Source organism: Burkholderia sp. ABCPW 111, from assembly GCF_000773065.1.
GTDB lineage: Bacteria > Pseudomonadota > Gammaproteobacteria > Burkholderiales > Burkholderiaceae > Burkholderia > Burkholderia savannae.
Window position 1 is genome coordinate 265,650 of record NZ_JPWT01000055.1, and the last position, 13,803, is coordinate 279,452.

Consider the following 13,803-nt stretch of genomic DNA (forward strand, 5'->3'; position numbering starts at 1 on the left):
TGGGGACGCGTGAGCGTCGACGTTTTGTTATGCGAAGGATGCTGCGCTATTCGGCCGATTCATGTGTTTTGCGGATCAGCTCGCGTGCCTGCGCTTCTGTCTTGCCGGGCGGCGGCACGATCAGATCGGTTTCGGACAGCGCTTTCCATAGCTTCGGATCTTGGAATGCGATCGTGCCGCCGCCGCGTTTTTCCTGCGACACCATTCGGTTGATGTCGCCGACGCACACCCAGTTGTCGGTCGTCGTGATGCCCCATTTCGCGTGATCCTGCGTTTCGGGCCATGCCCACGGCGCGCCGAGCTTGCGCAGATCGATGAATTTGATGTCGTAAGTCTTGTGGATGCCGTCGGAATCGAGGACGGGCGGGATCTCGCCTCGAATCCACGTCTCCACGTACATGTCGGCCTTCAGCGTCGGGCCGACGAGGTCGTTCCAGAAATCCTTGTTCCACTTGCGGTTCTTCGCGATCACCTTGAACGGCACGCCGCCGCGGGTCTTGAAATCGAGCGCGTCGGAATCCGCGGGCGCGGACGCGGTGAGCGGCTGCGTCAGCGCATACAGCGGGCTCGAGCGATCGAGTCCGCCGGTGCGTGGCAGATAGACCTGCGGCTGCTGATGCAGCGCCATCTGCGCGGCGATCTTGCCCGCCGTCGCGAGATCGAGGCTCACGCACAGGAAGGTCTGTCCATACAGCGGCGTCGGCACGCCCGGTTCCGACGGGCTGGCATATTTCGGCCACGAATGCAGCAGCCACAATGCGGAGTTCGACGCGACATCGAATGCGATGACGCCCTTCGTATGGCCGAGCGTCGCGTTGTTCGAGCGATCGGCGTCAGCGGGCATTTCGTCGTTGTAGAGTATCCAGCCCGTCGTGCCGCCCGGATCGCCGAAGATCGCATCGAGCGTGTAGAACAGCGCGCCCTTCGAGTCCTTCATCAGATTCGGCGATTTCTGCACCGCGCCGACTTGACGATCGTAGTAGACGTATTCGTAGCCGGTCGCGCTTTCGCTCTCGGCATCCTTGACCAGCTTCGGAACTTTGTAGGCGAACCATAGATCGACGGATCGATTCAGTTCGTCGCGCGGCGAGATAGCCATCTGATGTCCCCGGTTGCTGAATGGCGCCGCATGCGCGGCGAACGACGCCCGTTCGTGCGAGGCGTCTATATCTTGTCGTCGAAGGCTTGCCTGCGCCGGTTGCGTGGCACTCGCAGCCGGCAGACTATCGCTTTGCGCGAGCGCGAACAGACCTTCGCGGGCAACAGGCGAATGTGCGTCGCGCGCACGCGCCGCCGAACCCAGGCGTGCGTGCGCGCGACGGCGCCCGTCGGCTCGCTCTGCGAACCGTCGGCGTCGACGATCAATGAGTAGGAATGCGAATAGGCTAGTGGACGAATCGACTGGTGCGCATAGAGGTCCCCTCCGTTTATTGCTATCCGTTGTCTTTGCGCCCGAACCCGTTCGTTGGCGACCGAAGCGGCACGGCTTCGGAAGTTGCGGGTTCTTGTGGTCTTAGCATAGAACACTCCGACGAAAACGGTAAGCCAATTCCGGACGCGTTGCGATTACGGATCGGCGCGGGGTTTGTCGTGCGGGATGGGGATTGCGGTGGAGGGAGGTCCGATCGGAGGCTCGATCGGCTGAAGCGCGGGAAAGGCGCTTCGCGTTGCGTAACCGGCCGGATGGCGACGTCGATACGAGACAACAGCGTTCGCGCAAGCGTCACGCGTTCTGAGTTAAGCATTTCACGCGCTCGAGCGCGGCGATCGCGGCTCGAGCGGGCGATTGCGCGGAAACACGGCTGTCATGCGCCGATACGTTTGACCGCGGGTTTGGGTCACGGCGGTCGCGACGGCACTGCATGCATTCGTCGAATCGGGCAACGCGGCGATTCGGCGACGCCGTCGTCAACGACGATGTGATTCGTTTCACTTTCGCGTCAGGCGCGGCCGTGTACCTCGACGGTTACGTGCGACAGACTCTTGAAGCGCTTCAACAACTGATGATAGAAGCCCGAGTCGCGTGCGGGATCGCCCGTCGCGACGGACACCACCGCGCTCATGTGGCCGGGGCCGAGACGCCAGACATGCAGATCGGTGACGCGATCGCCGCCATTTTCGATCGAGCTGCGCACGTTGGCGGCGAGGCGAGCGTCCGGGTTGACGTCGAGCAGGATGCGGCCGGTGTCGCGCATGAGGCCGTACGACCAGTTCGCGATCACGAGCGCGCCGACGATGCCCGCGAGCGGGTCCATCCACATCCAGCCGAACGCGCGCGCGAGCACGAGCCCGACGATTGCGAGCACCGAAACCGCCGCGTCCGCGATCACGTGGATATACGCGGACCGGATGTTGTGGTCGCGCGCCGTGGCGTCGCTCGAGCCGCCGTGTTCGTGATGATGCTCGTGGTCGTGCTCGACGAACGCGAGCGAATGCTCGCCGCCGTGCAAGCTCACGATGGCGGTGAACGCGTGCGGCTCCGGGATCGTGTCGGTCGATTCCAGATAGGCGCCGCGGTTCGCCAGCCCGAACGTCTGCCGCGTCCCGTCGGAGCGGATCGTCGTGATCGTTGCAGGCGCGTCGCCGATTGCCGGCTGGCTCGCCGCCGCGGGCGCGATGCGGAATACCGGCGGCACGCCGTCCTCGAAGATCGACACGATGAAGGCGCCTGCGCGCGTGGAGATCGTCTGCGCTTCGTCTTCGTGATCGTGATGGCCGTCGTGTCCGTGTCCATGCCCGTGATGATGGCCATGCCCGTGGCCGTGCCCATGGTGATCGCCGCTCAGCAGCCACACGCTTGCGAGATTCACGAGCAGGCCGAGCACGGCGATCGGAATCGCTTCGTCGAAATGGATCGGCACGGGCGACAGAAAACGCGCGACTGCTTCGTACGCAATGAACAGCGCGATCATCGCGAGCACGATTGCGCTCGTGAAGCCGGCCAGGTCGCCGAGCTTGCCCGTGCCGAACACGAAGCGCGGGTCGTTGGCGTGCCGGCGTGCATAGGTGTACGCGAGCGCCGCGATCAGCATCGCGCCCGCGTGGGTGGACATGTGCAGGCCGTCGGCGACGAGCGCGAGCGAGCCGAACAGCGTGCCGCCGACGATCTCCGCGATCATCATCGCCGAGCACAGCGCGATGACGGTCCAGGTTCTGCGTTCGTTCTGCTCGTGCGCCGCGCCGAGGAAGATGTGGTCGTGCCCTGCGCCGAACGCGACGTTTTCGAATTCGCTCATCGATCGCTCCGATTATTTGAAGTAGCTGTGAACCACGTCGATCAACTGCTCGGTCGCGCTGCCTTCGTGGTCGTCGGCCGCGTCGACGAGATGCGTGCGAATGTGGTCCTCGAGCACGACGGCCAGCAGGCCGTTCATCGCACCGCGGCAACTCGTGATCCGCTGCAGCACCTCGTTGCAGCCGCATTCTTCCTCGAGCGCGCGCTCGATCGCTTCGACCTGCCCCTTGATGCGGCGAACGCGGTTCAGGAGCTTCTGTTTCTCTCGAATGGTATGGCTCATCGCCTCTCCCCTAAATACCGGGGGGGAGTATATATCAATGTGCGAATTTGTATAGTGGGGAGGGGTATGCGGCATTCCGACGCCGCGAGCTGCAGGCGACGCTACGCCGAGCGCGGACGGCTCGCCTTGCCGCGGATCATGCGCGGGCGATCGCTGCCGGTGCGGCGCCGATGCGCCGCACGATTGCTTCTTCGCGTCGATGTAAGAGGGATGAATCGTCGCGTGCCTGGCGGCGCGCGGACGCACGGTGTCGCGCAGAAAACGACAAGGGCGCCGATGGCGCCCTTGTCGTCGACTTCGTTCGTCGAGATGGATCGATCAGCTTGTCTTGCCGACGGCCACGTGCTTGCCCACATGGTGGTGGTTCATATGGGTCGACGCATGGCGCGCGTGAGAGCGCGACGTCTGCGTGCTCGCGCGATCGGCCTGCGTATCCGAGCGATCCGCTGCGCGGGAGAGGCCCTTGTCGCGGTCGCCGGACTTGAAGCCGTTCGTGTTCGTCATGCCGGAACTGCTCATATGGCCCGCCGACATGCCGCCCGAATTGCCGCCGGCACTACCCATGCCGCCCATGCCGCCGCCGTGGCCGCCGCCACCGGCACCGCCGCCCGCCGCGTGCGCGGCCGACGACATCAAGATGAACAGACCCGTAGCAGTCAGCGCGACCAAACGATTACCTTTCATTTTTGTCTCTTCCTAAACGTTGTTTGGGCAATTGCATTGTACGAACCGCATTTGCCGTGCAACGGCGGCGTTGTAATCAAAGGTAACCGCTGCGGTAACTCCGTTGCGGCGCAACGGCGCGCGCGGGCGAAAGCCGCACGAGCGGCCTGCACAATCCGATTGCAAACGCGTGCGCGGACGAGTCGGGCCGCGTTCGTGCAAAGCGGAAGCACGCGTTACCGGTTGGTTACAAGCGTGCCGCGTTTTCCCGACGCGATCGGCGCCGCGCGGTCGCCGATCAGTTCGGAACGGCGCCGGCAATTGCCGTTTTCATGAGCCCGTAGCGCGGCTTTTCCTGTGCGCTGTTCGTCAGCAATCCGTAAGCGCCGCTGCGGTCGTCATAGAGTTCGTACCAGTCGAAGCCGATGACGTTGTACGTCGCTTTCGCGGCGGCCAGCTCGGGAATCGTCTTCGCGATGTAGGCCGCGATCTGCGCGTCCGAGTTGTCCGTGTTCACGCCGATCTCGGTGACGACGATCGGCAAGTTGTAGCGGTCCTTCAGCCGCGCGAGCACGTTGTATCGGCCGGTTTTGCCGAGTGCGTTTTCGAGGTCGCCGCCGTTCGAATACCAGTGCCACTGGATCACGTCGGGCGTGAGCTTCGGGTGTCCGGTCGTGCCGTCGGGTTGCGTGCCCGTCATCAGGCCGTCGAGGAAGCCGAAATGCAGTGCGCCCGACGTCGCGTTCGCGATCAGCTTAGTCGTGCGATTCGTGTCGACCGAGCGCCAGCCGTCGAGCGCGCCTCTCAGCGCGCCGCGCCAAATGGGAAAGGTCGAATTGTCGTAATCCGAAACATTGATGCCGTCGCCCTGGATCGGCGCGTTGTGGCTGTCGATGTCGTACTCGTTGCCGAATTCCACTATCGGGATGCCGGCCAGCTTCTTCGCCGCGTAGACGGAAAGCTTGTAGGCGTACGCATAGGCGCTCGCTTCGGTCGGCTGCTGCCCGTTCAGCGAGGGATCGGCCCAGGGGTGCGCCTGGATCATCGGCAGGACCGTGACGTTGGAGCCGAGGCCGGGGATGACCGTCGACGCAAGCGTGTCGATGTGAGCCGGGATGTACACGTCTTGCCGATAAACGCTCATGCCGAGCCCGGCAAGATGGGCCGCCTGAGTGGCGAGCGGGACCGACGCATAGACGCCGCCGTCTACGTAATGTCCGTTCACGCCGAAGAACGGCAATGCCGAAGCGGTGCTCGAGGGCGACGACGCACCGGATGCGGGCGCGGCCGTGCCGGACGAAGATGTCGACGGCGAGCTGGAAGCCGGTGCGACGACGTTGTTCGTCGGTGCGGCGGCGTTGACCTTGGCCTGATCGCCGCCGCCGCCGCAAGCGGAGAGCAGCAGCGCGAGCAATGCGGCTCTCGCCGCAGGGTAATGGATAGGAATACTAATGGATTGTGTCACGCTCATGGCGACCGCAGCTAGGCGTTTCATGGTGGGATCTCCGGAAGGGGAAATCTCTATTTTAGGTTAAATTGAGATAAACCTATCTCAAAATTGAGCAGTGATCTCGTTGAATATTCACGTTGGAGAGATAAATAGTGGGCTCGGGGCGGCTTTTGCCTACTCGGCGTTGGGCTCGGCGAGCGTTCGTGACGTGATGGGAATCGGCGGGCGCGACTGGCGTGAAATACGTGGAACGCTTGTGTGGCGGGCCTTTGCCGCCATCGTGCATGGTCTCGGTTCATGCCCGATACGCACGGGAGAAAGAAATCGATCGAATGTTTTGTCTACTGAGGTTCTTGCATGATTCATGATCGATTCATGAAACGATCGTCGGCGCCGTAGCAAAGATTTAAACGCTTGAGCCAATAAAAAACCGGAGGTGCGGAAACCTCCGGTTTTAGGTGCGATTACTTCTTCGTATCGAATCGATTCGGAATCCGATCTGATCGGAGCCTCTGCCTTCAGTTTCGAGAGGCTTTCGCGACGGCTCCTTTCGCCAACCTGAACGTCTGCTTCGCCTGAGCTGGTCGGGCGGGGCGTCGAGGCTTGGTCCAACGCTCGGCGACGTCGCGCCACCCGTCCCGCAGCGACGTGCGGGGCGGGCGCGGCGGCGCGACGTATGCATTGAAAATGTGGCCGGCGATTTTCGCGCCGACGCTGTCGAGGCGCTGCAGCGCCGTTTCGAGTTCGGCCGCGCGTGTCGTCCTGCCGCGCGACACGATCAGCACTGCGTCGCAATCCTGCGCGGCGATCGAAAGCGCATCGCTGAACGGGAGCACGGGGGGCGCGTCGACGATCACGAAGTCGTAGCGCGTGCGCAGCGTCGCCAGCAACTGCGAGAACTCGGCGCGCTCGAGCAGTTCGCCCGGATTCGATCCCGTGAGCGTACCGGGCGTCATCACGGACAGTTTGCTCTTGCCGAGCTTGACGATCGCCTTGTCGAGCGGCTGGCCGCCTTCGAGCACGTTCGCGAGACCGATGCTGCCGCCGTTGCGGCCCACGCCGAGCGGGTTGTGCGAACCGCCGCGCATGTCCGCGTCGACGAACAGCACCGACGCGTTCGCGTCGGCGAACAGATACGCGAGATTCGATGCGACGAAGCTGCTGCCGACGCCCGCGGTCGGGCCCGCGAACGCGAGCACCTTGCCGCCGCCGCGGCCGTCGTGCGCAAGCGCTGCGCGCAGGCTCGTGCGCAGCGCGCGCAGCGCCTCGATGCCCGGGTCGTTCGGATATTGCGCGGCAAGCGGCTTTACCGCCGCGCGTGAGCTGCCGGCCCTGTCGTCGCGCTGCGCGAGCGCGGCCGGCGACGGTGCGATGACCGCGACGCAGGGGATGTCCGACACGTCCGCGATCGATTGCGGACCGTTCAGCTCATCGCGATGGCGCGCAAGCAGATACGCCGCGGCGAGGCCCGCGAACAGCCCGCCCAGCAGCGCGCCGAGAATGATGATGCCGCGCTGCGGCCATGCCTTCTTGTACGGCTTGCTTGCCCAATCGACGACGCTCACGCCCGGCGTCGTGCTCGCCACGGCGATCTCGAGCTGCTGCGCGTTGGTCAGCACGCTCGTGTAAAGCTGCGTCGCGACCGATACCTGCCGCGACAGGCGAACGAATTCGCGTTGCGCGGTCGGCAACCGGTTGGCCGCCGTGGTCGTCTGCTGAATTTCCTTCTTCACCTGATCGAGCTGCGTCTGCACGGTCTGATAGGTCGTGCTGCCCGGCAGGAAGCGCGCCTTCACGTTGTCGAGCGCGAGTTGCAGCACGGTTTGATGCTCGGACAGCGAGTTCAGCCGGTTGATGAGCGCGATGCCTTGCTGGTCGACGTCGATCGTGCCCGTCGTGGTGCGGTAGCGGTTCAGCGCGTCCTCGGCTTTCTCGAGGTCCTTCTTGAGGCCGGGCAGGCGCGCGTGCAGCGAGTCGAGATTGCGCTGCGCCTTCTCCGCGCGATATTTGATGTCCTGATCCAGATAGACGCGCACGATCGCGTTCACCATTTCCTGCACGCGCTGCGGCGTGTCGGCCTGGTAGATGAGCTTCATCATCGACGGCTCTTCGAGCGTCGAATCGCGATTCGCCACGACGGTCTTCATTTTCTTCATCACGTCGTCGTAGACGAGCTGCGTCGGCTCCTTGACGATCGAGAACGCGATGCCGGCGCGCGCGCGCAGCGTGTCGACGCGAATCTGTCCCGCCTGTGCGCGCTCGCCGTCCGCGGCGACGGCGAACGGCACGGTCTGGCCGACCGCGCCGCGTGCGAGCAGGCGATCGCTTTTGTCGTAGAGCGCCCATTGGCCGTTTTCACCCGCGACGAGCCGGAATTTCTTGCCGAGCGCGGCGTCGGGCAGCGAGAGCTCGCCGAGCTTCAGCTTTTCGCCGCCCCATGCGAAGCCGGACAGTCCGAGGAACGGCGACGCGAGCTCGTCGTCGCTCGCGTGGCCGGAAGCGAGCAGACGGCCGATGAGCGGGAAATAGTCGAGCGTGCGGATCTCGAGGTTTGCGCCGATCTGTTCGATCGCCGCGCCGACGATCGCGCGCGACGTCAGCACCTCGCTCTCGTCGTTCGCGGACGGGCCGTTCGAGATCGTACCGGACACGTCCGACAGCGCGCTGATCGACGATCCGGGCTTCGTTTGAATCCGCAGCAGCGCTTCGGCGCGATATTGCGGCGTGGCGACGAGCGCGTACAGCAGGCCGAGCGCGAAGAACACGACGACGATCGCCGCGAATAGCGTGCGATGCCGAGCGACGCTCCACCACAGGCTCGCGAGCCCGTCGTTTCTCTTGGCGTGCGGAGCCGCCGAAATGGGTTGTGCTTTCAGATCCATCGTTATTTCCCGTGATATGCGGCGAAGGCCGCCGCAATCCTCTGAGTCAATCCTCTTCATCGAGCGCGTGCCCGGCTCGGCGCGAAGGCGGAGCCGGGCGCGACGCTCATGCTCCGATCGTGATGAATATCGGCCCTCGCGTTTCCGGAACGTCGAGTCGCCTGCGGTTGCCGGCATCGAGCCCGGTGCCGTACATGTCGGTCACGGCGGCACCGGCGGGCAGCCGCGACAGGTCGACGCCGATCGCGTTGCCGTCGCCGTAGCACCAGACCACATACTTCGTCGCGCGCGCGGCGGTCAGCTTCAGCACCACGTAGCGCGCGTCCGAATCCAGAAAATACTGAGCGCGTTCGGCATCCCCGGTGAACGAGAAGAGTTGGCGAACCGCGACGTACGCGGGCAGCTTCCCGTTGTCGGCGTCGAGGAGTCCGAAGTTGTGCTCCATGTTCTTGCGATCGCGGCCGTCGTCGCGAATGTCGTAGTACGACGTGAGCCCGATCTGCGAAATCCAGTTCGCGAGCAGCAGCCGCACCGCGTACTTCGCCTGCCGCGCGCGTGCGACGCTCGAATGGCCGTCGCCGATATCGGCGACGTAGTTGTAGCCGTAGGCCGGGTACGCCCATTCGGTCGCCCAGATCTGCTGCCGCGTCCGATACGACGACAGGTCGCGCCGCAGCGCGGCGTAGTCGGCGAACACCGTTTCCGGTTCGGTTTGCCGGTACGGATGCACGCTGACGGCGTCGGGCGCGGGCTGCGCTGCGCTGGCGATGTCGCCGACCGCGCGGATGAACGTGCGGTTGACTTGCTGCACGCCGCCCGTCGCGACGATCGCATCGGGATTCGCGGCCTTCACCGCTTGCAACGCCTGCTTCAGCACGTTGCGGTAAGCGGCCGGAGACGGCTCGCCGAGCCAGTAGGTCTTGTGGTCCTGCTCGTTCCACACCTCGAAGCGCACCGGCTTGCCCTTGTAGCGCTGCGCGGCCTTGAACACGTACCGGCGGAACGCGGCGAGCTGAGCGGGCGTCGTCGGCGGCTGGTTCGGGCTGTGCACGCGATGCATGCCGCCGAGAATGAACAGCGCGCCGAGTCCGCGCTCGGACAGATCGGCGACGAGCGCGTCGTATTTCGAGAAGTCCCAGCCGTGCGGTGTGTCCACTGCTTCCCAGAACAGGTCGGCCCGGACGAACGAGAAGCCGGCGTCCTTGACTGCGTCGAGCAGCTTCATGTCGCCGATCGCGTGCACCGCGATGCCCGTGTTGTCGCGCGATGCGACGAAGCCCGGCAAGTCGACGTATGCGCGCTTCGCGTCGGCGTTCGCATAGGCGGCGTCCAGCGCGACGGTGCGCGCGGCGCCGGCGAGGCGAGGCGCCCCGAGTGCCGCGCCGGCGAGCGCGACGAGCAGCCGGCGGCGCGGGTTGGGCGTGCAGTTCTTCATGTCGTCGTTTCCTTCGCGGCGCATGGCGGCTTCAGCGCGCGTTCGGCGCGATCACGCCGGTGTCGTATCGCAGCCGTTCGAGCGCGATGCGCGCGCTGGCGACGTGCGCGCGCTGCGGCGCGCGCAGACCGATCGAGCGCAGCGTGACGCCGAGGAACAGCAGGCAGCCGATCGTTTCGCAGATGTCCGTCGTCACGCCGCTCACGAGCAGGAAGCACAACATCAACCAGACGGGCCGATCGTTCGCCGGTTGCGCGAGGACGAAGCGCACGAATGCGGCGACGAGCAGCGCCGCACCGATCACACCGAAATTCGCGACGGTGTAGAGCGCCATGTTGTCCGCGTAGCCGACGTTGAAGCCGAAGTCGGCCGTGTAGTAGCCGACCGCCGAGCCGAATCCGCCGGGCCCGATGCCGAACCAGATCAGGTGCTCGCGCAGCAGCCCTTCGATCAGCAGCGGCCACGTGTTGATGAAGCGGTCCTGCATCGAGGACAGCGAGCCCGAGCTGCCGACGTCCTGCGTGCTCGCGAGCGTGACGAGCCAGCCGGCGATTGGCAGCGCGATCGTGATCGCGGTCGCCCAGATGCAGGCCGTGCGCAGCGAACGCGTGCGCAGCATGAAATGCAGTGCGACGACGAGCGCGAGCGCGACGAGCGTCGTCTTGTTCGTCGTCGCCCAGATGCCGACGGCCGCCAGCGCGAGCAGCGCGGCGAGCGCGAGCCGCGAGCGCAGGCGCGGAAACACCCAGGTCGTCAGCAGTCCGATCATCAGGCCGGTCGTCGCGCTGCTTCGGCCGAAGCCGGGCAGCCGCGACGACGTGCCGACATACGACGACTTCGCGAGCTGCACGCTGACGCCGCCGATGTCGACGCTGCCTCCGACCCACGGCAGCTTCACGAAGTAATTGAGCAGCACGCCGCCGATGCACAGCAGCGCGAGCGCGACGAACGCGCGGAGCATCCGCTGCGACTCGAGCTCGTCGAGTGCCTCGAGCGGCATGACGAGCGCGAACAGCATCGGCGCGATCGTCCAGATCCAGAAGCCGACCGCGCTCAGGCTGACGCCGTTCGCGAGCGACACGCACGTCTGCGCCGCCAGATACGCGGCGATCAGCACGTGGCTCGCCTTCGGCCGCTGGACGATCGCGAGCCCGAGGCACGCGACCATCAGCGCTTTCGGCAGATAGCCGAGCGCTGCGACGCCGGCGAGCGACGTGTAGTAGCGGATCGCGCCGGACAGCACGTCGCTCGCGACTGCGATGACGAACGTCGCCGCCCAGAGTCTGTGTATCGTCGAGATACGTTGCATCGGTGCGTAATGGTCGAATGGCGAGTCGGGCTGCGGATCGAACCGCCGGGGGCTGCGGGCTGGCATCGTCGAGTCTCGAACGGTTGCGGGCACCGCCTTTAATCAGCGAGCGATGCCGCAAAACGGCGGTCTCGGCTCAATTCGTCTGATTCACTCCAGCCGCGCGCCCGTAGACGCGTTCGCGCGGCCAGCCGTCGTTACGACGGCCGGGTTGGCGGGAGGAGCCGCGACCGTCGGGCCGTGGCGTCGGACATGGATCGACGTGCGAGCCATGCATCTGCGTCGAAGGATAGCGTCGCCGCCCGGCGGGGAAAGTACGACAGCCCACACTACGCAGATGGGATGAAAAGCGAGGAATCGGCGCGGGCGGCGGTAAAAAATAGGGGAAGGCAATGGCACGCGGCGCGCGCTTGGCGGAAGGCTGCGTGAAACGATGCGGCCGCTGCGGGGGCGTCGGCGGCCGTGCGCCGAAGGCAGGTGCGCAAGCGGCGCCGGAGGATCGGCGGGCGCGCTCTTGCGCGGAGTCGGCGCTGTTGCTCGAGGTCGTCGCGCGAATGTCAGGGAATGTGAGCTCGCCGGTTCTTCCGATGCGCAATCTCGAAATGGCCTTGCGTGCTTCGGCGGCCGAATCGATCGGGCACGCGGCGCAGCATCGCTCGCCGCTTGCGCGATGGACGTGCGTTCATGCGGGATCGATCGCGCGGCGCCCCGTCATGCGCACGACGGCATGCCGAATGTGCATCGACGCTCGCGGCGCTTCGATCGCCGCGCGTTCGCGCTACGCGTGCCGTTCCCATCCGACCACCCGCCCGAGCTTCGCGAACAGTCCGTGCCGCGCGATCCATTCGGCGTACGCACGATATTCCGGATCGCGCATCAGATGCCGTTCCTCGGTCTTCGCGCGCAGCCAGTACAGCAGGTTCACCGCGACGAGCGCGGCCGAATGCATGATCGCGAGACGCCAGCCGAGCGGCTCGACGAACGGCACCGAGATCATCCAGTACGACAGGTTCTTCGCGAGATACGCCGGATGCTTCGTGAAGCGATACGGGCCCGAGGTGATGATGCCGCGATTCGTCAGATTCGAGAAACGCAGTCCGAACGAGATCGTCGACAACGCATAGCAGAGCAGCAGCGCGACGATGACGACGCCCCACGCGAAGCGGATCGCGGGCGCGGACAGCAGCCAGTTGTCCCAGAACATCGAGCCTTCGTAGTGGATGTAGTTGTTCCCGATCAGCGACCAGAACGGCTGGTAGCAGATCAGCGCGGCGAGCCAGCCGAGCGTCGTCGGCTCGACGCTGCGCACGTGGCTGTCGAGAAGTCGGAACGTGCACAGGTAGCCGACCGCGCCGAACATCAGATCCATCGTGTACGACAGGTCGTACATGAAGCGGAACGTCGCGAGCGAGAACGGCGCGCTCGCGGCGCTGGCGAACGACGCGCCGATGCGATCCGCGTCGGTCGACAGATAGACGACCATCAGCGGCAGGAAGAACGCCTTCACGGCCCAGCCGGCGAGCATCTCGCGAATCGGCCGCCAGTCGGCCGGGCGCTGCCCCCGCAACAGCCATCGGGCCCAGCATAGATAGGCGTCGTCGACGTCGCGCTGGCGGCGGTCCATCCAGCCGAAATAGAACGGTGCGGCGAGCGCGACGTACGGCGCGAGCGTGCCGACGAGCGACCAGAACGGCTGGTAGAACGCGCCGTGATATTCGGGCAGCAGCCAGTAGACGAGTGCGATGCCCGCGTAGACCGACGCGAGCGCGGCGAGCCGCAGCGACACGCGCGCGATGCTGAGCGGCCGCAGCGCGCGGTTCGCGAGACCGGCGCTCGGGCGCAGATGGACGCGCGCGACGAAGAGTTCATACGCGCCGATTGTCGCGATGATCGCCGCGCACGCGAGCAGGCTGCGTTCGGTGCCGGTCAGCGCGGCCGCGCCGCGCGACGCCCACAGCGTGACGAGCCCCGCCGCGATGCCGGCGAGGCCGATCGAAAATGGCGTCGCCGAGCGCGGCGGCCGTTCTTGTGCGTTCGCGACGCTGTCGAGAGTGGATTGCATGTCATCCCCCGTGTCATGACATGGACGGCGGGCGGCCGGGTGTTTGGATTGGTTGGTCCCGGCCGCCGCGCCGTTCGGCTCGCCCGCGCTTACTTGCCGGTGACGCCGCCGAGCAGGCCGCCGATCAGGTTGGTCACGGGCGCGAGCAGATTCGTCGTCGACGAGCCGCTCGCGGTCGTGGTGCCGGTCAGGCTGCCGACGACGCCCGTGGCGGGCGCGGTCGTCGTCGAGCCGGTGCTCGGGGCGGGCGACGTCGTCGCGACGGTGCCGCTCACGCCGGTGGCCAGCGAGCCGACGAGGTTCGTGACGGGTGCCAGCACGGCGTTGAGGCCCGTTGTCGCGTTGCCGCTCGTCGAGCCCGACGCGCCGCCGAGCAGGCCGGTGACGGGGGCAAGCGGGTTCGTCGTGCCGCCCGACAGCGCGCTCGTGATCGGTGCAAGCGGGTTCGTCGTGCCGCCCGACAGCGCGCTCGTGATCGGTGCAA

General features: G+C 65.8%; 9 protein-coding genes and 1 pseudogene. All 10 read right to left on the reverse strand.

Annotated features, from left to right (window positions below; translation table 11 throughout):
- Window positions 1-46 precede the first annotated feature (46 nt).
- Window positions 47-1,099, reverse strand: coding sequence for a deoxyribonuclease II family protein (locus tag X946_RS09605; protein WP_038746226.1), 1,053 nt, complete (start codon window positions 1,097-1,099; stop codon window positions 47-49).
- A gap of 841 nt (window positions 1,100-1,940) precedes the next feature.
- Window positions 1,941-3,236: a CDF family Co(II)/Ni(II) efflux transporter DmeF gene (dmeF, locus tag X946_RS09615; protein WP_038746232.1), complete on the reverse strand. Its 1,296-nt coding sequence runs from the start codon at window positions 3,234-3,236 to the stop codon at window positions 1,941-1,943.
- Between the two features lie 12 nt (window positions 3,237-3,248).
- A complete protein-coding gene (locus X946_RS09620; RefSeq protein ID WP_038746235.1) occupies window positions 3,249-3,518 on the reverse strand; it encodes a metal/formaldehyde-sensitive transcriptional repressor in 270 nt (89 codons plus the stop codon).
- A gap of 318 nt (window positions 3,519-3,836) precedes the next feature.
- Window positions 3,837-4,202: a hypothetical protein gene (locus X946_RS09625; protein WP_038746238.1), complete on the reverse strand. Its 366-nt coding sequence runs from the start codon at window positions 4,200-4,202 to the stop codon at window positions 3,837-3,839.
- Between the two features lie 277 nt (window positions 4,203-4,479).
- The gene (locus X946_RS09630) at window positions 4,480-5,676 is read right to left on the reverse strand and encodes a beta-glucosidase (RefSeq protein WP_038746241.1); all 1,197 of its coding nucleotides are present in this window, start codon (window positions 5,674-5,676) and stop codon (window positions 4,480-4,482) included.
- Window positions 5,677-6,149: 473 nt separating this feature from the next.
- Window positions 6,150-8,513, reverse strand: coding sequence for a GNVR domain-containing protein (locus X946_RS09635; protein ID WP_038746245.1), 2,364 nt, complete (start codon window positions 8,511-8,513; stop codon window positions 6,150-6,152).
- Between the two features lie 106 nt (window positions 8,514-8,619).
- Window positions 8,620-9,948, reverse strand: coding sequence for a cellulase family glycosylhydrolase (locus tag X946_RS09640; RefSeq protein WP_038746339.1), 1,329 nt, complete (start codon window positions 9,946-9,948; stop codon window positions 8,620-8,622).
- A gap of 31 nt (window positions 9,949-9,979) precedes the next feature.
- Window positions 9,980-11,323 (reverse strand): membrane protein, encoded by a 1,344-nt coding sequence (locus X946_RS09645; protein ID WP_038746248.1) that lies wholly within the window; start codon window positions 11,321-11,323, stop codon window positions 9,980-9,982.
- Between the two features lie 712 nt (window positions 11,324-12,035).
- Window positions 12,036-13,319: a methyltransferase family protein gene (locus X946_RS09650; RefSeq protein WP_038746251.1), complete on the reverse strand. Its 1,284-nt coding sequence runs from the start codon at window positions 13,317-13,319 to the stop codon at window positions 12,036-12,038.
- A gap of 89 nt (window positions 13,320-13,408) precedes the next feature.
- Window positions 13,409-13,803 (reverse strand): annotated as a pseudogene (locus X946_RS09655) (collagen-like triple helix repeat-containing protein); the annotation flags it as partial.

Bases quoted from the DNA above. Each gene is read 5' to 3' on its own strand.
- X946_RS09625 (WP_038746238.1), bottom strand. From the start codon at position 4,202: ATGAAAGGTAATCGTTTGGTCGCGCTGACTGCTACGGGTCTGTTCATC.
- X946_RS09630 (WP_038746241.1), bottom strand. From the start codon at position 5,676: ATGAAACGCCTAGCTGCGGTCGCCATGAGCGTGACACAATCCATTAGT.
- X946_RS09650 (WP_038746251.1), bottom strand. From the start codon at position 13,319: ATGCAATCCACTCTCGACAGCGTCGCGAACGCACAAGAACGGCCGCCG.
- dmeF (WP_038746232.1), bottom strand. From the start codon at position 3,236: ATGAGCGAATTCGAAAACGTCGCGTTCGGCGCAGGGCACGACCACATC.
- X946_RS09635 (WP_038746245.1), bottom strand. From the start codon at position 8,513: ATGGATCTGAAAGCACAACCCATTTCGGCGGCTCCGCACGCCAAGAGA.
- X946_RS09620 (WP_038746235.1), bottom strand. From the start codon at position 3,518: ATGAGCCATACCATTCGAGAGAAACAGAAGCTCCTGAACCGCGTTCGC.
- X946_RS09645 (WP_038746248.1), bottom strand. From the start codon at position 11,323: ATGCCAGCCCGCAGCCCCCGGCGGTTCGATCCGCAGCCCGACTCGCCA.
- X946_RS09605 (WP_038746226.1), bottom strand. From the start codon at position 1,099: ATGGCTATCTCGCCGCGCGACGAACTGAATCGATCCGTCGATCTATGG.
- X946_RS09640 (WP_038746339.1), bottom strand. From the start codon at position 9,948: ATGAAGAACTGCACGCCCAACCCGCGCCGCCGGCTGCTCGTCGCGCTC.